We start from the raw sequence: 25,617 nt of genomic DNA, 5'->3' as shown, positions 1-25,617 counted from the left end.
ACTGAACCAACCCGTTCGAAGGAGGGGCCGCCATGCTCTGGCGCAAGGGACGACGCAGCGACAACGTAGTGGATGCCCGCGATGAAACCGGCGGCGGAATGGGCGGTGGCGGCCTGCGTATCGGCGGCCGCGGACTGGGCCTGGGTGGAGTGGCCATAGTCGTAGTGGTGGGGCTGCTGATGGGCCAGGATCCGATGACCATCCTCGGCTCGCTGCTCGGCCAGATGGATGTCTCCCAACAGGCACCCAGCCGCCCGGTACAGGGCAAGCCCGCCAGCGGCAACGACCCGCAGGTGGAATTCGTCCGCTCGATCCTCGGCGACACCGAAGACACCTGGGGCGAAATCTTTGCCCGCAGCAACGCCCGGTACGAGCAGCCCAAGCTCATCCTGTTCAACGGTGGAGTGAACTCGGCCTGCGGCTTCGCCTCATCGGCGGTCGGCCCCTTCTATTGCCCGGGCGACCACCGCGTCTACCTCGACCTTGGCTTCTTCCGCGAGATGGAGCAGAAGTTCTCCGCCGCCGGCGACTTCGCCCAGGCCTACGTGATCGCCCACGAAGTCGGCCACCACGTACAGAACCTGCTGGGCATCTCCGCCAAGATCCAGGCCGCCCGCCAGCGCGGAGCGCGCATGGAAGGAGCCAATGGCCTGTCGGTACGCCAGGAACTGCAGGCCGACTGCTTCGCCGGCGTCTGGGCCAATCACGCGCAGCAACGCCTGAACTGGCTGGAACCAGGCGACGTGGAGGAGGCGCTGAATGCCGCCAACGCAATCGGCGACGACCACCTGCAACGCCAGGCACGCGGCACCGTGATGCCCGACTCCTTCACCCACGGCTCGTCGGCGCAGCGCGTACGCTGGTTCAAGATCGGCTTCGAAAGCGGCTCGCCGGGCAAGTGCGATACCTTCAAGGCACAGGCGCTCTGAAGTAGCCGTGAGTGACCTGGCGCAGCCCATCCTGCCAACGCCTCGGGTATAGAGAACGCGGCACACCACTTCCGGAGCGCCTGTCGTCATCTCGCGGAGCGCCAATGGCCCAGCCCGATCCCCGGTCTTCCTCGGCCCGCAGACACCGTGGGGCTGGCTCGGCCTGGTGCCCCTGGTCACCGGATCGCTTGGCGCCTGCCCGGTCTACCGGCTGCTCGGCCGCGGGAGTTGTAGCCGATAGTACCTAGCCGAGGTTGCGCCGCAGAGCGCCGAGCAGGTAGTCCGGATCCACCGGCTTGAGCATGAAATCCAGCACGTTCAGGCGCATCGCCTCGATCACGTCACGGGTGTCGGCCTGCCCCGAGAGGACGATGATAGGCAGGAAGGTGCCAATGTCATTGAGTTCGCGGATCAGCTCCAGGCCGGAGCCTTCACCCTCCATGCGCAGGTCGGTGATCAGCAGGTCGATGTCCGACTCGTCCCGGTGGATGCGGCGCAGCGCCTCGGCGGCGCTGCCGGCGGTCAGGCACCGGATGCCGGCGCCTTCGATCAACTCGCACATTTCCGCCAGCACGTCGCGGTCATCGTCTACCAGCAGCACTACCGGCCTGCGTGCCGGTGGCGCAGTGATCTCCCGCAGCGCCTGCAACTCCTCCTCATCGAGGATGACCTGGTTGACCATGAGCGCGATACCACTGGTAGGGGCCGATGGCCCCAGTATAGAAGCAGTTTGCCAGCTCCCCAGGCAATCGACCTGATGGACAAAAAAAGGACCGCGCGAGGCGGTCCTGGAAAGACGCCGGCATTGCCGGCGCGTGGGATCAGCTTGCCTTGGCCAGTCCGGCCGCACCCAGGCGGCCGGCGATCTCGCCGAGGATGGCCGGGTCGTCGATGGTCGACGGAGGTGCGTACTCCTCACCATCGGCGATCTTGCGCAGCACCGCGCGCAGAATCTTGCCGGAGCGAGTCTTGGGCAGGCGCTTGACCATCACCGCACGCTGGAAGCAGGCCAGCGCACCGATACGCTCGCGCACCAGCGCCACCAGTTCGCGCTGGAGTTCGTCCTCACCGATGCGCGCATCGTCCTTGAGTACCACCAGCCCCAACGGCACGTGCCCCTTGAGACTGTCCTGCACGGCGATCACCGCGCATTCGGCCACCGCATCGTGCAGTGCCAGCAACTCCTCCATCTCGCCAGTGGATAGCCGATGGCCGGAGACGTTGATCACGTCGTCGGTACGACCCATGATGTAGACGAATCCCTCTTCATCGACATAGCCGCCATCGCCGGTGTGGTAATACCCGGGGAATGTCTTCAGGTACGCCTGCAGATAGCGCGGGTGATCGTTCCACAGAGTCTGCGCGCAGCCGGGCGGCAACGGCAGGGCGATGACGATGGAGCCCTGCTCGTTCGGCGCCAGTACACGGCCTTCATCATCCACCACCTGCACGTGGTAACCCGGCACTGCCCGGTTGGTGGAACCCGCACGCAGGTCATGGCCGCCGAGGCCGGTGCAGGGCGCGGTCACCGGCCAGCCGGTCTCGGTCTGCCACCAGTGGTCGTGCACCGGCTTGCCGGTAAGTTCCTCCAGCCAGTGCTGGGTACTGCTGTCGAGCTTCTCGCCCGCCAGGAACAGGTGCCGCAGCGAGCTCAGATCGTGGCGCTTGAGCAACTCGCCGTGGGGGTCCTCCTTGCGGATGGCGCGGATCGCGGTGGGGGCGCAGAACAGGCTGTTGACCTTGTGCTCCTCGATCACCCGCCAGTAGCTTCCGGCATCCGGCGTGCGCACCGGTTTGCCCTCGTAGAACACCGTGGTGCAACCGTTCATCAACGGGCCATAGACGATCAGCGAGTGGCCAACCACCCAGCCGACGTCCGAAACGCCCCACCAGACATCCCCAGGCTGCAGGCCGAAGATGGTCGGCAGCGCGTAATGCAGCGCCACCGCATGGCCACCATTGTCGCGCACGATGCCCTTGGGCTTACCGGTCGTGCCGGAGGTGTACATGATGTACAGCGGGTCGCCGCTGGCCAGCTCCACCGGTTCGACCGCCTGTGCATGCGCCAGTGCCTCGCGCCAGTCCACGTCGCGGCCAGCGTGCAATTCGGCCATTGCCTGCGGGCGCTGCAGCACCATCACGTGCGCCGGCTGGTGCAGCGCCAGCTCCAACGCCTTGTCCACCAGCGGCTTGTATTCGATGACCCGATCGAACTCCAGCCCGCAGGACGCGGTGAGTACCAGCCTGGGCTTGGCATCGTCGATGCGCAGCGCCAACTCGTAGGGCGCGAAGCCGCCGAACACCACCGAGTGCACCGCGCCGATCCGCGCGCAGGCCAGCATCGCCATCGCCGCCTGCGGCACCATCGGCATGTAGATGATCACTCCGTCCCCCTTCCCTACGCCCAGCGCGCGCAGGGCTCCGGCCAGGCGCGCCACCTCGTCGCGCAGCTCCAGATAGGTGAAGCGCTGCTGGGTGTTGGTGACGGGAGAGTCATAGATCAGAGCGGTCTGTTCGCCGCGGCCCAGCTCGATCTGGCGATCGAGGGCGAGATAGCTGGAGTTCAGCCGGCCATCGGCGAACCAGCGGTGACTGCCATCGGGCAGGCACTGCAGGATGTCCTGCGGGGCGCGGTACCAGGCCACTCGACCGGCCTGTTCGGCCCAGAACGAAGACGGATCTGCGATGGCGCGGTCGTAGCACTGCCGGTAATTCATCATCTGAGCCTCTTATTTGTTGTTATCGAGGTCGAACAACGAGTATGGCCGGGCTTTGCTACCCGACCATCAACCTTTGGTCGTACAGTGGCCGGATATAGGCAGCAGCCGGCTTTTATTGCGCAGGCAACGGCAGAACACCCCACGCAAGGCAAAGCTATCACCGGCACACAGCACTAGAGATCGACTAAATTGTGGTCTTGCTGGATTAAATTGCTGAGCGAGCTACCCGTATGTCGAGAACCTCGGACTGGCCTCTCCCGCCCGACAGCCTGCGCCTGGCGCTGCCGCCGGCACTGCTGCAGAAGCTCGCCGGCCACCCGCTGAGCCGCGACCTCTACCCCAGCTCACTGGGCCATTACCGGCGCGCCCACGGCCACCAGATGAGCCGCGAACAGCACGACGACCACCTGCTGATCTACTGCAGCGAAGGCCAGGGCCGCCTGCGCACCGGCGACAACGAACAGGCGGTTGGCTGCGGCGACCTGATCTGGCTGCCTCCAGGGCAACCCCACGCCTACCAGGCCGACGCGACCAGCCCCTGGAGCATCTCCTGGGTCCACCTGCGCGGCGATAGCGCCAACTGGCTGCGCAGCGCCGCAGGCTACAGCGACGGCGCGGTCCGCCATTGGGGGCTGCAACACGCGCTGGTCGGCGGTTTCGCTCAACTGCTGGAAGCCCGCCACAGCGGCTATCGCTTCCAACCCTTCCTTCTCGCCGCCAGCCGGCTGCGCGCCCTGCTCTGCCAGTTGCCGTTGCTGAGCCCGGTACGTGACGCCGGCATGGATCTCGACGGCCTGCACGCCTACATGCGCGACAACCTGCATCAGCGCCTGGAACTAGCCCAGTTGGCGGCCTTCTGCAACCTGTCCAAGTTCCACTTCGTCAACCGCTACCGGGCCCAGACCGGGCGCACGCCGGTCCAGCACTTCCTGCATCTGAAGATCGAATACGCCTGCCAACTGCTCGACAGCAGCGGCTGCGGCATCGCCCAGGTCAGCCAGGCAGTGGGATATGACGACAGCTATTACTTTTCAAGACTTTTCAGCAAGGTCATGGGGCTTTCCCCCAGCGCCTATCGGAAACGCCTGAGCCAGGGCCGCGGCGGCGCCTGACAAGGTTGCGGGCCGATTGTCGGCGACCCTGGGTCGCATCCTTGGAGATCCGACGGCGGGTCTACACTGAAATTCCTTCAAACGACCGTTCAGGGTGCCCAGTCATGAACATCCTCGTTCGCCCGTCCAGCGCCAACAAGAACCAGCCGTGGGAAGTCTGCCTGGACAAGCAGTCCGTCAGGTTCCGCAGCGAGCTGGAAGCCCGCAGCTTCGTCGCCACTCTGGAAGCGCGCCTGAATGCTCCGCACAGGCTGCCGGAGCTGAAACAGCGCGCTGCCGGCTGAGGTCGATCAGGCCGAGCGCCCGGTGATCTGACCGCTCGCCCACCCCAGCAGCGCGGCCACCAGGCCACACACGGTGATCACCACCGCCATCGGCAGGGCGGTGCCGTCGTGAAGCGCACCGACCAATGCCGACGCCGCAGCCGCAACGCTGAACTGCAGACTGCCCATCAGCGCCGACGCGCTTCCGGCATGCCGCCCCTGGCTCGCCATCGCGCAGGCCGACGCATTGGGCAACAGGAAGCCCAGGCAGGCGATACAGCCGAACAGCGGGACCAGTAGCGGCCACAGCTCCGCCGGCCTGGCCAGGGTGATGGCCAGCAGCAGCGCACCACAGGCGAAATACACCCATACCGCCCGACGCAGCCAGAACCCCGGCCCGCGATAGCGCAGCAAGCGCGCATTCACCTGCGCCATGAGGATGAAACCGGCCGCGTTGCTGCCGAAGATCCAGCCATAGTGCTCGGGCGGCACGCCATACAATTCGATGAAAACGAACGGCGACCCGGCGATGTAAGAGAACATCCCGGCGATAGCCACGCCGCCGGTCAGCGCATAGGTGAGGAACGAACGGTCGGCGAACAGCGCCAGATACTGCCGCCCCGCCCCGCGCAACGGCGGCCGCGGCCCGCTCGGAATCGTCTCCGGCAACCACAGCGCAATCGCCAGGCCCGCCAGCGCGCTGAACACCGTCAGGCAGTAGAAGATCGAGCGCCAGCCGGACAGGCTCAGCAGCATTCCCCCCGCCAACGGCGCAAGGATCGGCGCCAGCCCCATCACCAGCATCAATTGCGAGAACGCCTTGGCGGCGGAAATCGGGTCGCACAGGTCGCGCACCACCGCGCGGGAAATCACCATCCCCGCGCAACCGCCCAGCGCCTGGACGAACCGTGCGCCGATCAGCCATTCCAGGCTCGGCGCAAACGCACAGGCCACCGAGGCCAGCGTGAAGATACTTACCCCAAGCAACAACGGCAGGCGCCGGCCAAAACGATCAGCCAGCGGCCCGTATAGCAGTTGCCCGATGGCCAGCCCCGCAAAATAGGCGGACAGACTGAGCTGTACATGCTCGACATCGGTACCGAAAGCCTGCGCCAGCATCGGGAAACTGGGCAGATAGAAATCGATGGCCATAGGCCCGAAGGCGCTCAACGCGCCGAGGATCAGCAGGATGCGGAAGTTCATGGGGTCCCTAGTCGACTCATGTGGGACGAGAGGGGCTGACCTTAAACAACGCCAGATGCATCTGTAGCGGAAGCCGCCCCGAGTTCCACCGAAGCCCGCGAGAATACCACCGCCCACTGCACTGGTAACTCGAACAACCGGGATAAAGCATCCCCACCCGAGAAATAGCGCCATTCGATGCGGAAATTTCCCAATCGCCAACCAGCGAAGATTGTCGCTTCGTCCAGATCGAGCGCAATTCAGAGATGTACGCCACGCCCACCAACCAGCCCACCTCCGACGAACTCACTCGCCGTGTTTTCGCCTGCACCCTGCTTGCAACGCTGGCCAGCAAGGGATTCGCACTGTTTCCCGCACTCACGCCCGATGACTACCTGCTCACCTACGATGAAGCCGGTGAGGCGATGTACCTGAGCCAGGGGCGCTATACCGAGGCCCTGTTACAGCGCTTGACCCACCTGATGGGACTCCACTGGAGCGATATCTACTTTCCGAACACCGCCCTCCTGCTGCTCGCATACGCGATTCTGGCAAGCCTCGCGGCCATCTCGCTGTGCCCCAACCCACGCTCGCCGGCGATACCATGCCTGGGTGGCGCACTCATTGCCTGCCACCCGTTCTTCGCCGCACTACTGGCATTTCGCGAGGCTGCGCTGAATACGCTTTGCTGCGTGCTCCTCCTCATCGGCTTTCTCGGCGGATGGTTACGGCTGCTGGAGGACCAGCGGCAATGGCGGACACACCTGCTGTCGGCACTAGCACTGATCGGCGCACTGGGCTGTTACCAACCGGCGATCAGTATTGCGCTGTGCATTACCCTGCCAATTCTCGTCCAGCGTGCCTTCATCGAAACGAATCGGCCGCTACAAGAGATCCTGCGCCGCTGGCCGCTTGTTCTGCCGTTGCTGTTCGCCCTGCTCGGATATGCCCTGCTCAATGCGGTGCTGGTGCCTGCTGGAAGTGACGCCGGAGATCCCAGGGCACAGATCATGCCGTGGAGCGGATTGTTCACGCGTACGGAGCAGGGGTTCGCTCTGCTGCGAAAGCTGCTGTTCGACGGGACTGCCATAGAATCAGGACTACTGGTCAAGGCGCAGAGTGCGCTGCTGGTCATCGGGGGGCTTTGCGTCGGTCGCCGACGCCCTGTATTCGCCCTGACGTTGCTGGCCGTATATCTGCTGCTGCAATTGCTATCGATCCTTCCCCTCGCACTAACCAAAGTGTGGTGGCCCGTATTGCGTGCCGCTAGCGCTGCCGGATTCGCCGTAGGCCTGCTCGCGATGCTGACGCTCCTGAATTGTGGTCGCGCCATGCGGCCGTTGATGGTCGGATGGCTGTTCGTCTGCTGGGGGCTCGCGCAGCACAGCGCGATACTGCTTGGCGATCAATGGCGTCTGAATCGCTGGGACTTCGGCCAGGCACTTCTCATCACCCAGGCGATACACGAACAGTTCCCCAGTATCGCCACTCCCCGAGTCAGCCTTGTCGCAGAAGGATGGCGCTACCCAGCAACGCTGACCTCAAACATGCCCGACCACGGTACTTCAGCGTTCACCGTTCCTTGGGCGATCCAAGGCCTGCTGCGCGAAGCAAGCGGTCAGGACATGCCGTTCGTCTATCCGAGCGAAGCAGATGTGGCGCGCTGCGCCCACTCGCCCCATTGGCCAGCGCCTGGCTCATTGAGCCGTGAGGACGATGTCATCCATGTCTGCCTCTAGGACCTGCACCCCACTCATCTCGTTAGTCGTACCTTGCTACAACGAGAGTGCGATGGTCGGCCTGTTCCACGAAGAAGTGTCACGCCAATTGCGGTCGTTGCAGGGGGTTGGCTACGAGCTCGTGTTCGTCAACGATGGAAGCCGAGATAGAACACTCGACCACCTGCGCGAGCTTGCAGAACGGGACCCTCACGTCATCGTGATCGACCTTGCCCGAAACTTCGGCAAGGAGGCAGCCTTGACGGCTGGGCTCTTCGAAGCCGTCGGCGACGTCGTTGTGCCGATGGATGCCGACCTGCAAGACCCGCCAGAACTACTGGTGGAGTTTCTCGCCCATTGGCGCAACGGCTACGACGTCGTTCTCGCTCGGCGAGTCGATCGCAGTGCGGACGGTCTACTCAAGCGCTCCACTGCGCATTGGTTCTACAGGCTGCACAGCCGCATTTCCGACGTCGCCTTGCCCGAGAATGTAGGAGATTTTCGCCTGATGGATCGGAAGGTGGTGGATGCCCTGAAAGCACTGCCCGAACGCCATCGCTTCATGAAAGGGCTGTTCGCCTGGGTTGGGCACCGCACGACCGTCATCGACTATGTCCGCAGCCCAAGAGCAGCCGGCACTACCAAGTTCTCCGGCTGGAAGCTCTGGAATCTTGCCCTGGAAGGCATCACCAGCTTCAGCACCCTGCCACTACGAGTCTGGACGTATCTCGGAGCCCTGATCGCCTCGGTATCAATACTGTATGCAGGCTTCATCGTCATTCGGACCCTGCTTTTTGGAGCAGACGTTCCGGGCTACGCCTCACTGCTGACCTCAATCCTGCTGCTCTCCGGCATTCAACTGATCGGCATCGGCGTGGTCGGCGAATATGTAGGGCGCATCTACACGGAGTCGAAGCAACGTCCGCTCTACCTCATCCAGGCTCGTTACGGCAGAGGTCCATCTTCTGCGCTGCCTCAGACTCAGGACGAGGTCTGAAAAAGCGATGCAGCTGAAGAGGCTGGCGCTGTTCGCCTTGGGCGGTACGCTGGGCTTCATGGTGGATGCCACGGTACTGCAACTGCTGATCTCGCAGGGGCTGAGCGTCTACGCAAGCCGCGCCGTGTCATTTTTCTGCGCGGTCTGGGTGACCTGGCGATTCAACCGTCGCCGCACTTTCGGAAAGCGCTCCCATCACGACGGGCAGTTGCGGGAAGGTCTCCGCTATCTGGCTGCTGTCAGCCTGGGCGGCACGGTCAACTGTCTGGGCTACGCGCTGGCGCTGCACTATTGGAGCCTGGCCCGTGAATGGCCTGTCGGAGCAGTGGCTCTGGGGTGTTTGCTGGGAATGCTCGTCAACTACGGGATGTCTGCACGCTGGGTATTCCGCCCTCCAGCGTGAAACGGAGACCGGGCATCCTGGCACTGGCAGGACACCCGGCCACCATTACGTCACGCCTCGTGCACCTTGCCGTCGTCCGGCTTGGCTTTCTTGCGATTGCCGAGCTTGTCTGCGGCCGATTCAACCAGCATGTAGAACATCGGGATAAGGAAGGTCGCCAGCAGGGTCGCGGCGAGCATCCCGCCGATCACGCCGGTACCGATCGAGTGACGGCTCGCGGAGCCGGCGCCGGTGCTGATCGCCAGCGGTACGCAACCGAGGATGAAGGCCAGCGAGGTCATGACGATCGGGCGGAAACGCAGCTTGGCCGCCTCCAGCGCCGCCTGCACCGGGCCCATGCCCTGTTCCTCACGGCATAGCACGGCGAACTCGATGATCAGGATGGCGTTCTTCGCCGCCAGGCCGATCAGCGTCACCAGGCCCACCTGGAAGTACACGTCGTTGTCCAGGCCGCGCAGCCAGATCGCCAGGATCGCCCCGAATACCGCGAAGGGTACCGCGGTGACCACCGCCAGCGGCAGTGTCCAGCGTTCGTACTGGGCCGCCAGGATCAGGAATACCAGGACCAGGCCGAAAATGAACGCGGTACTACCCGAACCCTGGGTGGCGAGCTCCTGGTAGGCCGAGCCGATCCAGGCCAGCGAGTAGTCCTCGCCCAGCACCTGGTCGGCCACTTCCTGCATCGCCGCCAATGCCTGGCCGGAGCTGTAGCCCGGCGCCGGACCGCCAAGCAGCTTGGCCGCCGGGAACACGTTGAAGCGCGCGTAGGAGTCCGGCCCGAGGGTGCGTCTCACGGAAACCAGGGTCGACAGCGGGACCAGGTCGCCGGTGGAAGCACGGACGAATACCTGGCTCAGGTCCTCCGGTTTGCGGCGGAACTCGGGCTCCGACTCCAGGGAGACCTGCCAGGTACGGCCATACAGGGTGAAGTCGTTGACGTAGTAGCTGCCGAAGGTGGACTGCATCGCAGTGAACACGTCATTGATCGCTACGCCCAGCGAACGCGCCTTGGTGCGGTCCAGGTCGATGTAGTACTGCGGCACGTTGGCGTTGAAGGTGGTGTTCAACCCAGCCAGCTCGGGGCGCTTGGAGGCGGCAGCGAGGAATTTCGTCACCACGCCCTCCAGTTGCTCGGAGGTGCCACCGCTGCGGTCCTGGATGTATGCCTCGAAGCCGCCGGTGGTACTCATGCCGGTGATCGGCGGCGGGTTGAAGGACATCACCACGCCGTCCTCCTGCGCCGCGCCCATCTTCATGAATTCATGGGTGAGGTTGCGCGCATCCAGCTCCGGCGTGTTCCGCTCCTTCCAGTCCTTCAGGGTGACGAAGGACACGCCGGCGTTGCTGCGGGTACCGAAGGTGAGGATGTCGAAGCCGGCGAAGGTCACCACATCCGCGACCGCCGGATGCTTCATCAGCTCCTGGGTCACGTCGCCGGTGAGCTTCTCGGTACGGCTGAGCGACGCCGCCGGCGGCAGGAAGTAGGCGTTGAGCACGTAGCCCTGGTCTTCGTCGGGCACCAGCGAGCCAGGCACCCGGCCGAACAGGATGACCAGCAGGCCGATCATGCCGCCGAACAGCACCAGGCCCAGGACCGCGCGTTTGAGGAAGAACTGCACGCCCGCGCCATAGCCGTTGGTGATGCGCTCGAAGGTGCGGTTGAACCAGCGGAACGGCGCCGCTGGTTCCTTGTGCTCGGGCTTGAGGATCAGGGCGCAGAGCGCCGGCGAGAGTGTCAGGGCGACGATGCCGGAGATCACTACCGACACCGCGATGGTGATCGCGAACTGCTGGTACATCTGGCCGGCCAGGCCGCCGAGGAAGCCGACCGGAATGAATACCGCGCAGAGTACGAGCACGATGGCGATGATCGGCCCGGTCACTTCTTCCATCGCCTTGATCGCAGCTTCCTTCGGGCTGAGCTTCTCGGTGCGCATCACCCGCTCGACGTTCTCCAGCACCACGATGGCGTCGTCCACCACGATGCCGATCGCCAGCACCATGCCGAACAGCGACAGGAGGTTGATGGAGAACCCCAGCAGGTACATGCCGGCAAAGGTACCGACCAGCGATACCGGGATAGCCAGCACCGGGATCAGCGTGGCGCGGATGTTCTGCAGGAAGACGAAGACCACCACCATCACCAGGATCAGCGCCTCGATGAAGGTGTGGACCACCTCCTCGATGGAGACCTTCACGAAGGTGGTGGTGTCGTAGGGAATCTTGTAGGTGATGCCCTGCGGGAAGCGCTTGGCCAGCGCCGCCATGTGGTCACGCACGGCCTGGGCGGTGTCCAGGGCGTTGGCACCGGGCTGCAGGTAGATACCGAACGCCGCGTTCTGCTGGCCGTTCAGGGAGGTCACCAGGGAGTAGTCCTGCGCCCCCAGCTCGACCCGCGCCACGTCCTTGAGCAGCAGGCTGGCGCCGGTCGAGTCGCTGCGCAGGATGACGTTCTCGAACTCCTTGGGATCGGTGAAGCGCCCCTGGGCCGTGGCCATGTAGGTGAAGTCCTGCGGCTCATTCATCGGCTGCTGGCCGAAACTGCCGGCGGCGAACTGGGAGTTCTGCTCGCGGATCGCACTGACCACGTCGGACGGCGTCAGGTTGTACTGCGCCAGCTTGTCCGGGCGCAGCCAGATGCGCATGGAGTAATCCTTGGAACCGAACTGGCTGACGTCGCCGACGCCGGGGATCCGCTTCAGGTCGTCGATCACGTTGATCAACGCATAGTTGCTGATGAAGATCGGATCGCGGGAGTTGTCCGGCGAGAACAGGGTCACCACCTGCAGGATGTCGGCGGATTTCTTCTCCACCTGCACCCCTTGCCGGCGCACCTCTTCGGGCAACTTGGCGAGGGCCGCCTGCACCTTGTTGTTGACGTCGATGGTGGCCTGGTCCGGGTCCGTGCCTACCTCGAAGTACACGGTCAGGCTCATGGCGCCACTGCTGTCGGAGTTCGACAACTGGTAGATCATGCCCTCGACGCCGTTGATTTCCTGCTCCAGCGGCGCGGCCACGGTTTCGGCGATGACCTGCGAGCTGGCCCCCGGATAGGAAGCCGTCACCGAGACCTCCGGCGGCACGATCTCCGGGTACTGGGCGACAGGCAACGCACGCATGGCCACCAGGCCGGCGAGCAGGATCACGATGGAAATCACCATCGCGAACACTGGACGTTCGATGAAGAAGCGCGAAATCACGATAGGCGCTCCTTACGACTGGGTCTGGTCGGGTTTGGCCGCAGGCTCCTGCGCGCCGCCTTCCACGACCCGCACCGGCTGATCGGGACGCACCTTGATGACACCGTCGACGATCACCCGGTCGCCATCGTCCACGCCGGCCTCGATGATCCATCGGCCGTCGACCGTTTGCCCGGTGGTGACCTGGCGAACGCGGGCGAAACCGTCCTTGTCCACCACGTAAACGAAGGTGCCGCGCGGGCCCTGGGCCAGCGCACGCTCGGGCACGGTAACCGAATCCTTGCGGGTGATGCCCTTGATCAGGATGCGCACGAACTGGCCGGGGATCAGCAGGTTCTGCGGGTTGGGCACCACCGCACGGGCATTCACCGTACCGGTGCCGGTGTTGACGAAGCTGTCAGTGAAGTCGACCACACCGTCGATGGGGTACTTGGAGCCGTCGCCGAAGCGCAGCTCGGCGCTGAGCTTGCCATCCTTGGGCAGCACCAGCTTCCCACTCTTGACGCCATCGTTGAGGCTGGCGGCGGCGGTGTCCGGGTAGGCGAAGTTGACGTAGACCGGATCGAGCTGGGTGAGCTTGGTCAGCAGGCTGGAATTCGGATCGTTGGCGGCCACCAGGCTGCCCTCGGAACGGGTTTCCTTGCTCGCCATGCCGGAGATCGGCGCGGTCACCGTGGTGTAGTTGAGGTCGATCTGCTTGGCCTGTACGTTCGCCTTGGCCGCCTCGACATCCGCCTTGGCCTGTTCGAAGTCGGAAATGTAGCGATCCAGCTCGCTTTCGCTGGCGAAACCCTTCTTCTGCAGTTCGCGGATACGCTTGAGGTCGCGCTCGGTCTGTCGATAGCGCGCCTGCGTCTGCGCCAGCGAGCCCTTGGCCTGCCCCAACGCGGCCTCGTAGGGGCGCGGATCGATGCGGAACAGCACCTGGCCTTCCTTAACCGGACGGCCTTCCTCATAGGTGCGGCGCTGCAGGATGCCACTGACCTGCGCGCGAACCTCCACCTCGCGGTAGCCGGCGGTCCGCGCCGAGTACTCGAAGGTCAGCGGGACGGGAGAGCTGTGGGCGACCTCGACCGTCACCGGCGGCGCGGGAGGCGCAGCGGCAGCGGGCTTGTCCTCAGCCTGTAACGCAGCGGCAAATAGAGCCGGCAAGCCAACAACGGCAAGCACAACGGGCAAGCGACGGACGAACAGCATGTAACCTCTCCATGGAATGACTGACAGCGGGACGTAGGAATATTCACTGAGTGACAGTTACCTGCGCCAGTGTCTGTAAAGCACTGTTCGCGCACCAAAATCAGTAAACTGCCAATTGATTAGTGATCCTAGCCTGTATACCAGCAAGCGCCATGAGAAGAACTAAAGAAGATTCGGAAAAGACGCGACAGACGATACTCGACTCGGCCGAGCAGCTCTTTTTTGCCAAGGGCGTCTCCAATACGAGCCTCGAAGAAATCGCCAGAAGCGCCGGTGTGACACGCGGCGCGGTGTACTGGCACTTCCAGAACAAAGCCCATCTGTTCAACGACCTGCTCAACCAGGTGCGCCTGCCGCCGGAACAGTTGGCGCAGCGGTTATCCGGCTGCGATGACCACGACCCGATCCAGTCGCTGTTCGAGCTGAGCGTCGAAGTCATCGAGAGCCTGGCGCGCGATCCGCAACGCCGGCGCATCCTCACGATCCTGCTGCAGCGCTGCGAATTCACCGACGAACTACGTGACGCCGAGGAGCGCCACAATCACTTCGTCCGCCAGTTCATCGAGCTGTGCGAGCGCCTGTTCGCCCGAGAGAACTGCCGCAACCGACTGGTGCCTGGCGTCACGCCACGGATCGCCTCGCGCGCGGTGCATGCGATGCTCGTCGGCCTGCTCAGTGACTGGCTGCGCGATCCGGAACTGTTCGATGCGGAGCGGGACACACGCGTACTGTTCGATGCGCAGTTCCGTGGCCTGGTGCGCGACTGGCGCACGCCGGCATGACGAGGCCGGCATGATGCCGGCCCGGGGGGAGAGCTCAGGCGACCTGGGCTTCGTAGCCTTCCTCGCGGATAGCCGCGAGAATCGCCGCATCGTCGAGACGGCTGGCTACCCGTACTTCACCCTGGCCAAGATCGACCTGCACCTCGGCAGCGGCGTCCAGTGCCTGAACCGCCTGGGTAACGGCTCGTACGCAGTGGCCGCAAGTCATGCCCTGAACCTTGAAGGCTTGCATGGGGAATCTCCTGTCGTTTGATTGATCGTTGGGCAGAGTTTCGACCTTCCCCTAATGGCAAGGTCAACCCCTCGCCCGTGATTTCTCAACCCATGCTTGTTCCAGATCATCCTGTAAGCCAAGCTGCGGACATGATTCCGTAAAGGAGAACGCACCGTGCGTCGTTCCCTCGTTCTGGCTCCCGCCCTGTTGCTCGCCGCCCTCGCCCTGGCCGACGGCATGCCCGACGAACCAGCCCAGCCACCCCAGCCATCGCCGCCGCCCACCTCGCCCGGCTCCTGGCCAATGCCCGACGCCCAGCCCGTAACCTACGCGGTGCTCGTCGTCAGCCGCGAGCGACTGGATACCGGTACCGCCTGCGACATTGATGTCTATGTGCAGGACCAGAAGGTTTCCCGCCTGCAGCCCGAAGGCGAAATCGCCCTGAACCTTCCGCCAGGGGAAACCTCGCTGCGCCTGCAGACCGCAAACTCCGGCCTCTGCCGCGGCGGAATGGAACCACTGCGCGGGCAGTCGGTGATGCTGCACGCCGGTGAAGTGCGCAAATTCCGCATCGCCAACAGCGAGAGCGGCCTCTACCTGATGCCTGTGCCCGGGGGGAGCTGACACAGGTTTTCCTGGCTGCGGCAAGGAACCGAACAAAAGCTATTGACCTTGCCACAGTGTCAAGGTTGATCCTGTTCGGGAACATCAGGGAGAACCCCATGAACACTGCAACCCTCATCGAACTCGATCTCCCGGTTTCCGGGATGACCTGCGCCAGTTGCGCCGGCCGTGTCGAGCGCGCGCTGCGCGCGGTGCCTGGCGTACAGGACGCAAGCGTCAACCTCGCCAGCGAACAGGCGCGTGTCCAGCTCAGCGCTTCCAGCGGCGATACCCTGCCCGCCCTGGTGGCCGCGGTGGAGCATGCAGGCTACGAAGTACCCGCGCACAGCCTGGAGCTGTCCATCGAGGGCATGACCTGCGCCAGTTGCGTCGGCCGTGTAGAACGGGCCCTGCGCAAGGTGCCTGGCGTGAGCGACGTGAGCGTCAACCTTGCCAGCGAACGCGCCCACCTCGACCTGCTCGGCGCGGTGGATACCGCCGCACTGATCGCCGCTGTCGAAAAGGCTGGCTACACCGCCCGCCCGATCGAACCCGACCAGCCCGTGGCAGACCGCCAGGCGGCGCGTCTTGCCCGTGAACGCTGGTGGCTGGCCGCTTCCATCGTGCTTTCGCTGCCGCTGGTTCTGCCGATGGTCGGCGACTGGTTCGGCATGCACTGGATGCTGCCGGCCTGGGTGCAGTTCCTGCTCGCCACGCCTGTGCAATTCCTTATCGGTGCGCGCTTCTACATCTCCGCCTGGAGAGCCGTGCGTGCCCGCAGCGGCAACATGGATCTGCTGGTGGCACTGGGCACCAGCGCCGGCTACGGCCTGAGCCTGTACCTGTGGTACGACGCAGCGCCAGGGCAGATGCCGCACCTGTACTTCGAAGCCAGCGCCGTGGTGATCACCCTGATCCTCCTCGGCAAATACCTGGAAAGCCGCGCCAAGCGCCAGACCGCCGCGGCCATCCGGGCACTGGAAGCCCTGCGTCCGGAACGCGCCACCCGTGTGCGTGACGGCATTGAGGAAGACGTCGCCATCGCCGAACTGCGCCTGGGCGACGAAGTGCTGGTACGTCCCGGCGAACGTTTCCCGGTGGACGGTGAAGTCATCGACGGCCAGAGCCATGCCGACGAAGCGCTCATCACCGGCGAGAGCCTGCCGGTCGCCAAGGGTATCGGGGATGCGGTGACCGGCGGCGCCATCAACGGCGAAGGCGTGCTCCGCGTGAAGACCACCGCGCTGGGCGGCGAAACCGTGCTGGCACGAATCATCCGCCTGGTGGAGGACGCACAGGCTGCCAAGGCACCGATCCAGAAGCTGGTGGACAAAGTCAGCAACGTGTTCGTCCCGATCGTCATCGTCATCGCGCTGGCCACCCTGGTCGGCTGGCTGATCACCGGCGCGGGCTGGGAGCACGCGCTGATCAATGCCGTGGCGGTACTGGTGATCGCCTGCCCGTGCGCCCTCGGCCTGGCAACTCCGACCGCGATCATGGCCGGCACCGGCGTAGCGGCCAAGCACGGCATCCTGATCAAGGACGCCGAAGCGCTGGAAGTCGCCCATGCGGTAAGCGCCGTGGCGTTCGACAAGACTGGCACGCTCACCTCGGGCCAGCCGAGCATCACCAACCTCGCCGCCAACGACGAGAACCAGGCACTGGCCCTGGCTGGCGCACTGCAGCGCGGTAGCGAACACCCGCTGGCCAAGGCCGTGCTCGATACCTGCACCGAACGCGGTCTGGCCCCGGTCGCCGCGCAGGACACCCAGGCGCTGACCGGGCGTGGCATCCAGGGTCGCGTGGATGGCCGCCTGCTGGCGCTGGGCAACCGTCGCCTGCTGGACGAACTGCAACTGCAGCCCGGCGACATGGCCGAATCCGCCCGTGCCTGGGAAGACGAAGGACGTACCCTGTCCTGGCTGATCGAGCGTGAGCCGCAGGCCCGCGTGATAGCACTGTTCGCCTTTGGCGACAGCCTCAAGGAGGGTGCAAGAACCGCCATCGACACCCTGCGTGAGCACAGCATCACCAGCCACCTGATCACTGGCGACAACCGTGGCAGCGCCAAGGTGGTCGCCAAGGCGCTGGGACTGGACGATGTCCACGCCGAAGTGCTTCCCGGCGACAAGGCCGACGTAGTCGTCGCCCTGCGCAAGCAAGGCAAGGTGGTCGCAATGGTCGGTGACGGCATCAACGACGCCCCTGCGTTGGCCGCGGCCGACGTCGGCATCGCGATGGGCGGTGGCACCGACGTGGCCATGCACGCAGCCGGCATCACCCTGATGCGCGGCGACCCGCGCCTGGTACCGGCGGCACTGGACATCTCGCGGCGTACCTACGCGAAGATCCGCCAGAACTTGTTCTGGGCGTTCATCTACAACCTGGTGGGCATCCCGCTGGCCGCCTTCGGCCTGCTCAATCCGATGGTCGCCGGCGCGGCAATGGCCGCCTCCAGTGTCAGCGTGGTGAGCAACGCGCTGCTGCTCAAGCGCTGGAAACCCAGGGACCAACAGTGAAATCGGCGCCCCCGCCCAGGCGGGGGCTTCCAAATGAAGAGGAGTCCGCCATGAACATCGGCGAAGCGGCGAAGAAAAGTGGCCTGACCGCGAAGATGATCCGCTACTACGAATCCATCGGCCTGCTCGCCCCCGCCGGGCGCAGCGCCAGCGGCTACCGCCACTACACGGACCAAGACCTGCACACCCTGGCCTTCATCCGCCGCTCGCGGGACTTCGGTTTCTCGCTGGAAGAAGTCGGCCAACTGCTGGAGCTCTGGCAGGATCGCCAGCGCGCCAGCGCCGACGTGAAATCCCTGGCCTCCCGTCATATCGACGAGCTGAACCGCAAGATTTCCGAGCTCACCAGCCTGCGCAACACCCTGCAGGAGCTGAGCGACCACTGCCAGGGCGATCACCGGCCGGACTGCCCGATTCTCAAGGACCTGGAGTCGGGGAACTGCTGCAAGTAAGTGACCGCAAACTTACTTCAAGCGACCTTCAAGCGCTGTCACTGCCTGATCTGCATGCTCGCAACCTCGATCCCTTGCATTTCGCAGGTAGACCAGTTTTCTGTCCTGCGAAGCGCGATCGACCTCTTTCGTACGCAGTGCAAGATCGTAGTAAGCCTCAACTTCGAGCTCTTTCTGCGTCAGCTCGGGAAGAGGAAATGCAGCATGCGGGTTACTCCCACAAAGGCGATAACCAGGAAACTGTATCGGATAATACCCGGCATCACGCGATGCCTGCTCTAGCGCTTGAACCAGCCCATCTTGGATATCCAGTTGCGCCATCTGCTCCTGACAGATAGCGGGACCGACCAGCACCGCCGGCAGAAAGTGCTGCGCCGCGCTGCGTATCATTTGATCGCAAACCTCTTCCCGCTCAGCCAAGTTGTCCGCTATGGGAATTCTTAGTGTCAGCGCCAATAGATACTGACCCGCAGCATTTCCTGCAGCAGCGGAGCGCCGCAAGGCAGGCAATGCTTCTCGTGCGAAGGTCACATAATTGACAAACTGAGCCTGCACAGCAGGATCAGTCCCTCCATTTGCAATCAGGAGGTCGTAGTCCTTGATCGAGCTCTGTGACATAGCCAGAAGCTCACGCGCCTGTTTAAGGTCACTGTCTCCAGGCGCAGATTGCGCCGCCAATGGAAGCAGCGCGGTCAAACAAGCCACTGATACGAAAGCTGATCGCATCTACAGATATCCCTTCCAGAATTTGGAACAGGAGTCTCCACTGCTCGATCAGTTGCAGCAATCCAATCAGTTGCCTATTGCTGCACGTCGACGCCACAACGAGCCTGGCAACACATTTACAGCCAGACCACCAAACACCAGCCCGCACGCCACCCAGTCCTGGGCGGTCAGCGCTTCGCCAAGGAACAGCCAACCCGACAGCAGGCCGGACACCGGCACCGCCAGCGCGAAGGGCGTCACCTGGCTGGCCGGATAGCGGCGCAGCAGGAAGCTCCACAGGCCGAAGCCGACGGTGGTGGCAAGGAAAGCGATATAGAGCAGCGCGCCCGCCCCGCCCCAGTTGATGTTCAGCACGGCATGCCCGATGGTCTCGGGGCCTTCGAAGAACCACGACAGCACCAGTAGCGGCAACGGCGGGATCAGGCTGACCCAACTGATCAGGCGCAGCATGTCGCTGGCACCGGAGCGCTTGGTGGCGATGTTGGAGAACGCCCAGGCCAGCGCCGCGGCGATCACCAGCAGGAACGCCAGCAGGCTGTCGCCCAGCGGCCGCTCCAGGCCGATCAGCAGCAGGCCGCCAGCAGCCAGCGCCAGACCCGCCAGGGCACGCGGCGTCGGACGCTCGCCGAGGAAGGCGGCGGCGATCAATACGGTGAAGAACACCTGGCTCTGTAGCACCAGCGAAGACAGCCCGGCCGGCATGCCCAGGTGCATGCCGACGAACAGCAGGCCGAACTTCACCACGCCCAGCAATACGCCGATCTGCACGATGCGCCAGAACGGCGCGGGCAACGGGCCACGCAGGAAAATCAGCGGCAGCGCCGCGAGGGCGAAGCGCAGGGCGCAAAACAGAAGCGGCGGAAAGTCGTGCAGGCCGACCTTGATCACGACGAAGTTGACGCCCCAGATCAGAGTGACCAGCAGGGCAAGGAGAACATGGCGCAGCGGCATGGCGGATGGCTCGGAGTGGGATGAAGCAACGCTAACAGCCCGCGCCTGAAATGTATGGATACAGTTGCGGCCTTACAGTTGCCCCGCAAAATCGGGAAGAAGCCTTGGGCAGCCCGCACCCAGGTCGCGGGAGAAGCGGTTTGCAGGATGGGTGGAAGCGATACCCATCCTAGGGCCGCTGGATTGATGGATCCGCCGAGTTGATGGGTATCGCTACGCTCCACCCATCCTACGACGAGCAGGACGGCGGGATTGCGGCTAGAGCGACTCCACGCGCAGCTTCGGCCAGCGAGCCGGCCAGTTCTTCGCGGCGAGGCGCTCGTGGTAGAGGTGCGGCTTGGCACGGAAGCGTTCGGTGGGCCGAACACGCATCCCAAACAGGTCGTCGGTCCCCTGCGGCGCCAGTTTGTAGGATGGGTGGAGCGCAGCGATACCCATGCTGGGGCCGCTGGATTGATGGGTATCGCTACGCTCCACCCATCCTCCGACGAGCAGGGCGCCGGGAGTGCGGCTAAAGCGGCTCCATGCGCAGCTTCGGCCAGCGTGCCGGCCAGTTCTTCGCGGCGAGGCGCTCACGGTAGAGGTGCGGCTTGGCGCGGAAGCGTTCGGTGGGCCGAACACGCAGCGCCAGCAGGTCGTCGATCCCCAGCGGCGCCAGCAATTCCAGCCGTTCGCCACACAACCGTAGCGCCACTGCGGTACAGGTTTCCGGCCAGTGACGCATCGCATCGCCGCAGTCCGAATAGGCCGAGTCGCCATTGCGCAGGTGCATGCGCGCCTGGTTGCGCACGGACCACGGCGCGCCGGGGCAGGCCTTCCGCAGATGTCGTTCCCACGCCTCATCGGTCTCGGCGGCAAGATCATCAGCGACGAAGTACAGGACGTCCACATCCGCCAGCGGCGTAGCCTCGGCATAGCCGTGCAGCGCATCCCACACGGTGTTGCGCACGAAGCCGGCGCCGATCCAGGCGCCTTCCGGGCCGTGATCGCGCACGCCGCGCAGCCAGCACATGCGTTCAGGCTGCGCGGCGATCAGGGCAAGGATGTCCGCCTCGCCGCGCAGTGTGCTCAAGCCTGTTCCCACGGTGGGGGTGGCGGTTCGTCCCGGTTTGAGGGGCCATCCTGGGCAGCGCGTCCGGCCTCGCGGCGCTCCTGTTCGCGCAGGGCATCGGCGATCTCGCGCAACACGGCGTCGACATCCGCTTCATCCTCGGGATCGTCGAAATGCCCGGTGAGCGGCGTGTCGGGCTGCAGTTTGCCGTCCTCGTAGAGCGCCCACATTTCCTTGGCGTAGCGGGTATACCGGAGCTCCGGCGCAAAGCGGCCGAAATAGGCGGCCATGTTGCCCACGTCGCGTTCGAGCATGCGGAAGGCGTGGTTGTTGCCGGCGGCATCCACCGCCTGGGGCAGGTCGATGATCACCGGGCCGTTGGCATCGACCAGCACGTTGAACTCGGACAGGTCGCCGTGCACCAGGCCCGCGCAGAGCATCATGACGATCTGGCGGATCACGAAGGCGTGATACTCCCGCGCCAGTTCCGGCTCCATCACCACGTCGTTCAGGCGCGGCGCGGCATCGCCATCCTCGTCGGCGATCATTTCCATCAGCAGCACGCCGTCGAGGAAATCATAAGGCTTGGGCACGCGCACGCCCGCACTGGCCAGGCGGAACAGCGCGGCCACTTCGGCGTTCTGCCAGGCTTCTTCCTGCTCCTTGCGGCCATACTTCGAACCCTTGGCCATCGCCCGCGCCTGGCGGCTGTTGCGCACCTTGCGCCCTTCCTGGTACTCGGCGGCCTGGCGGAAGCTGCGCTTGTTCGCTTCCTTGTAGACCTTGGCGCAACGCAGCTCGTCGCCGCAGCGCACCACATAGACGGAGGCTTCCTTGCCGCTCATCAGCGGTCGCACGACTTCGTCGACCAGCCCGTCTTCGATCAGCGGTTCAATGCGTTTCGGGGTCTTCATCAAATTTCCTGGCTTACCTCTGTCCGGCGCTGTCGCACCTTATACGGCAATACCCCGGAGCCGCCCAGCGCGATCATGGCTCCGGAGGTGTCAATTCGATGCTCTCGGTAACTGCGTCCTCCAGCCGCTGCAATTCTGCGCCAAGCGCCTCGTCGCTGTCGGCATAGCGCAGGGCTATGCTGGCGAAGCCTTCCGCCGCCTCGCAGAAGGCTTCCACCAGGCGCGGATCGAACTGGCTGCCACCGCCCGCGCGGATCCGCCCCGCCGCGTCTTCGGGCGACAACGGTGTGTGGTAGGCGTGCCGGCTGGTGAGCTCGTCGTAGCAGTCGATCAGCGTCAGCATCCGCGCCGCCAGCGGAATCCGCTCGCCGGAAAGGCCCTCGGGGTAGCCGCCGCCGTCCCAGCGTTCATGGTGGCTGTAGGCGATCTCCTTGGCATAGCGCAGGAAATCCGCCGGATAGCCGAGCTTGCGCTCCGCCGCCGCCAGCGCGTCGCGGCCCACCGTGGTATGGCTCTGCATGATCAGCCGGTCGGCCTCTTCCAGTTGCCCGGGGCTGTGCAGGATGCGGTCGGGCACCGCGACCTTGCCGATATCGTGCAGTTGCGCCGAGCGCGCCAGCAGCTCGATGTTCTCCACCGACAGCTCGGCGGCAAACTCGTCCCGCAGCGCCAGCGTGCTGCCGAGCAGACGCATGTAGTGTTCGATCCGCGCAAGATGATGGCTGTGGGGGTTGTCTCGCAGGTCGCAGAGCGTCGCCATAGCCTCCAGGGTGGCATCCTGGATCGCCTGCAGCTCGCGGGCGCGGCGGCGCACTTCCAGTTCCAGGTACTCGCTCTTGTCGCGCAGGAAATCGGCATTGGCCTTGAGGTTCAGGTGCGCGCGGATGCGCGCCAGGGTTACCGGCGGGCTGATCGGTTTGGTGATGTAGTCCACCGCGCCCAGATCCAGGCCCTTCTGCTCATCGGCGCCATTGACCATGCCGGTGAGGAAGATGACCGGGATGTCGCGGGTGTGCGGGTCGGCCTTGAGCTGTCGGCAGACTTCGTAGCCGTCCATCTCCGGCATCATGATGTCGAGCAGCACCAGGTCCGGTCGCGGGTCGCCCTGCACCAGGCGCAGCGCCTTGACGCCGCTGGATGCGACGCGAACCTGATAGCGGTCCATCAGCAGTTCGCTCATCAGCATCAGGTTGTCCGGCTGGTCATCCACCACCAGGATCAGCTCCTGTTCCGGCCGGTCCAGCATGCTATCCATTGCATTCCCCTCATCGATCAGACTGCCACACGGCACCGGATCGGACCTTGCGGTCGCGCCGGCGTTCAGATCCTGATGTCGCGCTCCCTCGCAAGATTCACCAGGCTTTCCAGGGCATGCTCGAACTCGAAGCGGCGCACGTTGTTCGAGATGCCCTCGTACCCCTCATTGAAGACGCTGCGCAGCAGGCTTGCACGCTCGCCCAACAGCCGCCCGGCACGCGGGTCGTCGGCGGCCAGTAACTGCGCCAGACGGCGGCAGACGCGCTCGACCTCCGCCACGTCGGCGCCGCTTTCCACGGCTCCCGGCGCTGCGACCGGCGGTGCCGGCAGCGCGGCGGGTACCGTCGACACGTGGCTGATGCTTTCCAGGCTCAGCCCCTGGGCATCGTCCACCCGCCCCATCGGCAGGCGGCACCAGAACAGGCTGCCCTGCCCCTCCACACTTTCCACGCCAACGCTGCCCCCCATCGCCTCGGCCAGCCGCTTGCAGATCGCCAGCCCAAGGCCCGAACCGCCGTAGCGCCGGGTGATCGAGCTGTCGGCCTGGCGGAACGACTCGAACAGGCGATCCTGCTGCGCCGGGTCGATACCGATCCCGGTATCGCGCAGGCCGAAGTACAGCAGCAGGCTGTCTTCGTCCTCCTGCTCCAGCTCGACAATCAACACCACCTCCCCGCGTTCGGTGAACTTCAGTGCGTTGTTGGCGTAGTTCATCAGGATCTGCCGCAGGCGTAGCGAGTCGCCCACCACCTGGGCCGGTACCCGTGGGTCGATCTCGCAGCGCACCGCCAGCCCTTTGCTGGCCGCGCGGATGCTGAGCAGGTCGAACAGCTCGCCGAGCTGGCGTTCGAGGTCGAAGGCGATACGCTCGAACTCCAGCTTGCCCGCCTCGACCCGCGACAGGTCGAGGATGTCGCTGATCAGCTCCAGCAGGTACTGCCCCGAGCCCTGAATCTTGCCCAGGTAATCCAGTTGCTGCTGGTCCAGGGTGGTCTCCTGCAACAGGTGCGCGAGGCCGATGATGATGTTCAGCGGCGTACGGATCTCATGGCTCATGTTGGCCAGGAAGTCGCTCTTGAGCTGCGCGGCCTCCTCGGCGAGATCGCGGGCCTGGGCCAGCGCCACCTCGGTGGACTTGCGGGCGGTGACGTCGCGGCTCACCCCAACCAGCCCCAGCAGCCGGCCGCGGTCGTCATGGAAGGCACTGCGCAAGGTGTCGAACAGCACCCGCCGGCCATCCGGGTAGACCACCCAACCCTCGCTGCCGTAGGGGTCGCTGCCGGTCAGCGCCTGGTGATCGCGTTCCTGCCGGCCAGCCCCGGCGGCGCGGCTGAACAACTGGCGGTCGTTGCGTCCGATGATCTGCTCCGGCCGCCGCCCCAGGCAATCGGCGAATGCCTGGTTGACGCCCAGGTAGCGGCCCTGGGTGTCCTTGAACCAGATCGGGTCGGGAATTGCGTTGATCAGCGCCAGCAGCGTGCTGCGCTGCCGACGCTCCTCGGCTTCGGCGCGGGCGCGTTCGGCCACCTGGATCGACAGGCGCCGGTTCCACACCAGCACGAAGGTCAGCAGCGCCAGCACGCCGACCACCCAGGGCCAGGCGATGCGCAACAGGTTCATCCAGTCGAACATATCCAGCGACGGCAGCCAGCGCGCCTGGATTTCCTCCTGCTCGCTGCGCGCGATGTTGCCCAGCGCGCGATCGATCAGCGGCACCAGCGGCGCCAGCTCCTTGCGCACCGCGAAACGTACCTGGCTGTTACCCAGGCCGCTGTCGCCGCGTACTTCCAGGTTGCTCAGGCTCAAGCGTTCGATCAGGTAGCTGGAAGTGATCAGGTTGCCCACATAGGCATCGGCCTTGCCGGTGGAAACCGCCTTCAGCGCACCGGCCGAGTCGTCGCTGAGCACGAAGGCGACACCCGGCACGGCCTTGCTCAGCAGCTCCTGCACGGCATAGCCCTGCTCCACTGCCACGCGCCGCCCGGAGAGGTCGTCGAGCACACGGATGGTACTGTCGCGCCGGGCGAAGATCAGGCTGCTGGTCAGCAGATACGGCTGGCTGAAACTGAGGTAGCGCTGGCGCTCCTCGGTCATCGCCATCGACGGCAGCAGGTCCACCTCGCCGGCCTGCACGGCGGCCTGTACCTCGTCCCAGGTATTGAACAGCACCGGGCGGACCTTCATGTCGAGCCGGGTGGAGATCAATTGCAGGTAGTCGGCACTGATGCCGTGGAACTGGTCGAACTCGTCGATCACCTCGAAGGGTGGCCAGCCGGCGCGAAAAAGCCCTACGCGGATCGGCTCGTGGGCACGTACGAACGCTCGCTCCTGCTCGGTCAGCGCAAGGCTAGCCGCATGCAGTGGCGCACACAGCACGACGAGCAGCAGGCAGCAGAAGCGAAATCGGGGCAAGGCAAGCACTCTCGA

The 25,617-nt window shown here is 64.7% G+C and carries 24 protein-coding genes; 11 read left to right on the top strand and 13 right to left on the bottom strand.

Annotated features, from left to right (window positions below):
• Positions 1 to 32: 32 nt before the first annotated feature.
• Positions 33 to 929, top strand: coding sequence for a KPN_02809 family neutral zinc metallopeptidase (gene ypfJ / locus OU419_RS04650; protein ID WP_254471157.1), 897 nt, complete (start codon positions 33 to 35; stop codon positions 927 to 929).
• 166 nt (positions 930 to 1,095) lie between these two features.
• A complete protein-coding gene (locus OU419_RS04645; RefSeq protein ID WP_254471406.1) occupies positions 1,096 to 1,170 on the top strand; it encodes a hypothetical protein in 75 nt (24 codons plus the stop codon).
• Between the two features lie 3 nt (positions 1,171 to 1,173).
• Here OU419_RS04645 and OU419_RS04640 read toward each other — a convergent pair whose 3' ends face one another.
• Together OU419_RS04640 and OU419_RS04635 are read right to left on the bottom strand one after the other, a co-directional pair.
• Positions 1,174 to 1,611, bottom strand: coding sequence for a response regulator (locus OU419_RS04640; protein ID WP_254471158.1), 438 nt, complete (start codon positions 1,609 to 1,611; stop codon positions 1,174 to 1,176).
• 139 nt (positions 1,612 to 1,750) lie between these two features.
• Positions 1,751 to 3,646 (bottom strand): propionyl-CoA synthetase, encoded by a 1,896-nt coding sequence (locus tag OU419_RS04635; protein WP_254471407.1) that lies wholly within the window; start codon positions 3,644 to 3,646, stop codon positions 1,751 to 1,753.
• Between the two features lie 233 nt (positions 3,647 to 3,879).
• Between OU419_RS04635 and OU419_RS04630 the strand changes: the two genes are divergently transcribed.
• Entirely contained in the window at positions 3,880 to 4,761 is an 882-nt protein-coding gene (locus OU419_RS04630) for an AraC family transcriptional regulator (protein ID WP_254471159.1), read from the top strand.
• 104 nt (positions 4,762 to 4,865) lie between these two features.
• Positions 4,866 to 5,045 carry a hypothetical protein gene (locus OU419_RS04625; RefSeq protein ID WP_254471160.1) on the top strand — a complete coding sequence of 60 codons (180 nt, stop codon included), beginning with the start codon at positions 4,866 to 4,868 and terminating at the stop codon, positions 5,043 to 5,045.
• 6 nt (positions 5,046 to 5,051) lie between these two features.
• Here OU419_RS04625 and OU419_RS04620 read toward each other — a convergent pair whose 3' ends face one another.
• On the bottom strand, positions 5,052 to 6,227 hold the full coding sequence (locus OU419_RS04620) for a Bcr/CflA family multidrug efflux MFS transporter (protein WP_254471161.1): 1,176 nt from the start codon (positions 6,225 to 6,227) through the stop codon (positions 5,052 to 5,054).
• 245 nt (positions 6,228 to 6,472) lie between these two features.
• On the opposite strand from OU419_RS04620, the gene OU419_RS04615 reads away from it, so the two are divergent.
• The 3 genes from OU419_RS04615 to OU419_RS04605 are packed head-to-tail and all read left to right on the top strand — an operon-like array spanning position 6,473 to position 9,324.
• Complete coding sequence (locus OU419_RS04615; RefSeq protein ID WP_254471162.1) at positions 6,473 to 7,945, top strand: glucosyltransferase domain-containing protein; 1,473 nt, start codon at positions 6,473 to 6,475, stop codon at positions 7,943 to 7,945.
• Entirely contained in the window at positions 7,923 to 8,921 is a 999-nt protein-coding gene (locus tag OU419_RS04610) for a glycosyltransferase family 2 protein (RefSeq protein ID WP_254471163.1), read from the top strand. The genes OU419_RS04615 and OU419_RS04610 overlap by 23 nt, the downstream gene beginning before the upstream one ends.
• 7 nt (positions 8,922 to 8,928) lie before the next feature.
• Positions 8,929 to 9,324, top strand: coding sequence for a GtrA family protein (locus OU419_RS04605; RefSeq protein ID WP_254471164.1), 396 nt, complete (start codon positions 8,929 to 8,931; stop codon positions 9,322 to 9,324).
• A gap of 50 nt (positions 9,325 to 9,374) precedes the next feature.
• Here OU419_RS04605 and OU419_RS04600 read toward each other — a convergent pair whose 3' ends face one another.
• Both OU419_RS04600 and OU419_RS04595 read right to left on the bottom strand, forming a co-directional pair.
• A complete protein-coding gene (locus OU419_RS04600) occupies positions 9,375 to 12,524 on the bottom strand; it encodes an efflux RND transporter permease subunit (RefSeq protein ID WP_326494069.1) in 3,150 nt (1,049 codons plus the stop codon).
• A gap of 12 nt (positions 12,525 to 12,536) precedes the next feature.
• Positions 12,537 to 13,721 (bottom strand): efflux RND transporter periplasmic adaptor subunit, encoded by a 1,185-nt coding sequence (locus OU419_RS04595; RefSeq protein WP_254471165.1) that lies wholly within the window; start codon positions 13,719 to 13,721, stop codon positions 12,537 to 12,539.
• Between the two features lie 152 nt (positions 13,722 to 13,873).
• Between OU419_RS04595 and OU419_RS04590 the strand changes: the two genes are divergently transcribed.
• Entirely contained in the window at positions 13,874 to 14,503 is a 630-nt protein-coding gene (locus OU419_RS04590) for a TetR family transcriptional regulator (protein WP_254471166.1), read from the top strand.
• 34 nt (positions 14,504 to 14,537) lie between these two features.
• Here OU419_RS04590 and OU419_RS04585 read toward each other — a convergent pair whose 3' ends face one another.
• The gene (locus OU419_RS04585) at positions 14,538 to 14,735 is read right to left on the bottom strand and encodes a heavy-metal-associated domain-containing protein (RefSeq protein ID WP_254471167.1); all 198 of its coding nucleotides are present in this window, start codon (positions 14,733 to 14,735) and stop codon (positions 14,538 to 14,540) included.
• Positions 14,736 to 14,891: 156 nt separating this feature from the next.
• Between OU419_RS04585 and OU419_RS04580 the strand changes: the two genes are divergently transcribed.
• The 3 genes from OU419_RS04580 (at position 14,892) to cueR (ending at position 18,291) form a co-directional block, all read left to right on the top strand.
• Positions 14,892 to 15,341 (top strand): hypothetical protein, encoded by a 450-nt coding sequence (locus OU419_RS04580; protein ID WP_254471168.1) that lies wholly within the window; start codon positions 14,892 to 14,894, stop codon positions 15,339 to 15,341.
• A 98-nt stretch (positions 15,342 to 15,439) separates the two neighbouring features.
• The gene (locus OU419_RS04575; RefSeq protein ID WP_254471169.1) at positions 15,440 to 17,839 is read left to right on the top strand and encodes a heavy metal translocating P-type ATPase; all 2,400 of its coding nucleotides are present in this window, start codon (positions 15,440 to 15,442) and stop codon (positions 17,837 to 17,839) included.
• Between the two features lie 50 nt (positions 17,840 to 17,889).
• A complete protein-coding gene (gene cueR, locus OU419_RS04570) occupies positions 17,890 to 18,291 on the top strand; it encodes a Cu(I)-responsive transcriptional regulator (protein WP_254471170.1) in 402 nt (133 codons plus the stop codon).
• A gap of 12 nt (positions 18,292 to 18,303) precedes the next feature.
• On the opposite strand, the gene OU419_RS04565 is transcribed toward cueR, so the two are convergent.
• From OU419_RS04565 to OU419_RS04535, 7 genes are all read right to left on the bottom strand, one after another.
• Positions 18,304 to 18,987 (bottom strand): hypothetical protein, encoded by a 684-nt coding sequence (locus OU419_RS04565; RefSeq protein WP_254471171.1) that lies wholly within the window; start codon positions 18,985 to 18,987, stop codon positions 18,304 to 18,306.
• A 96-nt stretch (positions 18,988 to 19,083) separates the two neighbouring features.
• A complete protein-coding gene (locus OU419_RS04560) occupies positions 19,084 to 19,968 on the bottom strand; it encodes an EamA family transporter (protein WP_254471172.1) in 885 nt (294 codons plus the stop codon).
• A 258-nt stretch (positions 19,969 to 20,226) separates the two neighbouring features.
• A complete protein-coding gene (locus OU419_RS04555) occupies positions 20,227 to 20,340 on the bottom strand; it encodes a nucleotidyltransferase family protein (RefSeq protein ID WP_254471173.1) in 114 nt (37 codons plus the stop codon).
• Positions 20,341 to 20,479: 139 nt separating this feature from the next.
• Positions 20,480 to 21,040: a nucleotidyltransferase family protein gene (locus OU419_RS04550; protein WP_408004921.1), complete on the bottom strand. Its 561-nt coding sequence runs from the start codon at positions 21,038 to 21,040 to the stop codon at positions 20,480 to 20,482.
• The gene (locus OU419_RS04545) at positions 21,037 to 21,933 is read right to left on the bottom strand and encodes a PA4780 family RIO1-like protein kinase (RefSeq protein WP_254471174.1); all 897 of its coding nucleotides are present in this window, start codon (positions 21,931 to 21,933) and stop codon (positions 21,037 to 21,039) included. Before OU419_RS04545 ends, OU419_RS04550 begins: the two co-directional genes overlap by 4 nt.
• Positions 21,934 to 22,006: 73 nt before the next feature.
• Entirely contained in the window at positions 22,007 to 23,188 is a 1,182-nt protein-coding gene (locus OU419_RS04540; protein ID WP_254471175.1) for a response regulator, read from the bottom strand.
• Positions 23,189 to 23,253: 65 nt separating this feature from the next.
• Positions 23,254 to 25,611 (bottom strand): ATP-binding protein, encoded by a 2,358-nt coding sequence (locus OU419_RS04535; RefSeq protein WP_268173082.1) that lies wholly within the window; start codon positions 25,609 to 25,611, stop codon positions 23,254 to 23,256.
• Positions 25,612 to 25,617: the final 6 nt, after the last annotated feature.

Source organism: Pseudomonas triclosanedens (assembly GCF_026686735.1).
In the GTDB taxonomy this organism is placed as follows: domain Bacteria; phylum Pseudomonadota; class Gammaproteobacteria; order Pseudomonadales; family Pseudomonadaceae; genus Pseudomonas; species Pseudomonas triclosanedens.
Note: the sequence above shows the minus strand (reverse complement) of the source record. Positions and strands in the feature narration are given on the sequence as shown.

Bases quoted from the DNA above. Each gene is read 5' to 3' on its own strand.
- OU419_RS04585 (WP_254471167.1), bottom strand. From the start codon at position 14,735: ATGCAAGCCTTCAAGGTTCAGGGCATGACTTGCGGCCACTGCGTACGA.
- OU419_RS04595 (WP_254471165.1), bottom strand. From the start codon at position 13,721: ATGCTGTTCGTCCGTCGCTTGCCCGTTGTGCTTGCCGTTGTTGGCTTG.
- OU419_RS04555 (WP_254471173.1), bottom strand. From the start codon at position 20,340: ATGCGTGTTCGGCCCACCGAACGCTTCCGTGCCAAGCCGCACCTCTAC.
- OU419_RS04635 (WP_254471407.1), bottom strand. From the start codon at position 3,646: ATGAATTACCGGCAGTGCTACGACCGCGCCATCGCAGATCCGTCTTCG.
- OU419_RS04620 (WP_254471161.1), bottom strand. From the start codon at position 6,227: ATGAACTTCCGCATCCTGCTGATCCTCGGCGCGTTGAGCGCCTTCGGG.
- OU419_RS04625 (WP_254471160.1), top strand. From the start codon at position 4,866: ATGAACATCCTCGTTCGCCCGTCCAGCGCCAACAAGAACCAGCCGTGG.
- OU419_RS04630 (WP_254471159.1), top strand. From the start codon at position 3,880: ATGTCGAGAACCTCGGACTGGCCTCTCCCGCCCGACAGCCTGCGCCTG.
- OU419_RS04640 (WP_254471158.1), bottom strand. From the start codon at position 1,611: ATGGTCAACCAGGTCATCCTCGATGAGGAGGAGTTGCAGGCGCTGCGG.
- OU419_RS04610 (WP_254471163.1), top strand. From the start codon at position 7,923: ATGTCATCCATGTCTGCCTCTAGGACCTGCACCCCACTCATCTCGTTA.
- OU419_RS04605 (WP_254471164.1), top strand. From the start codon at position 8,929: ATGCAGCTGAAGAGGCTGGCGCTGTTCGCCTTGGGCGGTACGCTGGGC.
- OU419_RS04615 (WP_254471162.1), top strand. From the start codon at position 6,473: ATGTACGCCACGCCCACCAACCAGCCCACCTCCGACGAACTCACTCGC.
- OU419_RS04560 (WP_254471172.1), bottom strand. From the start codon at position 19,968: ATGCCGCTGCGCCATGTTCTCCTTGCCCTGCTGGTCACTCTGATCTGG.
- OU419_RS04590 (WP_254471166.1), top strand. From the start codon at position 13,874: ATGAGAAGAACTAAAGAAGATTCGGAAAAGACGCGACAGACGATACTC.
- OU419_RS04575 (WP_254471169.1), top strand. From the start codon at position 15,440: ATGAACACTGCAACCCTCATCGAACTCGATCTCCCGGTTTCCGGGATG.
- OU419_RS04540 (WP_254471175.1), bottom strand. From the start codon at position 23,188: ATGGATAGCATGCTGGACCGGCCGGAACAGGAGCTGATCCTGGTGGTG.
- cueR (WP_254471170.1), top strand. From the start codon at position 17,890: ATGAACATCGGCGAAGCGGCGAAGAAAAGTGGCCTGACCGCGAAGATG.
- OU419_RS04545 (WP_254471174.1), bottom strand. From the start codon at position 21,933: ATGAAGACCCCGAAACGCATTGAACCGCTGATCGAAGACGGGCTGGTC.
- ypfJ (WP_254471157.1), top strand. From the start codon at position 33: ATGCTCTGGCGCAAGGGACGACGCAGCGACAACGTAGTGGATGCCCGC.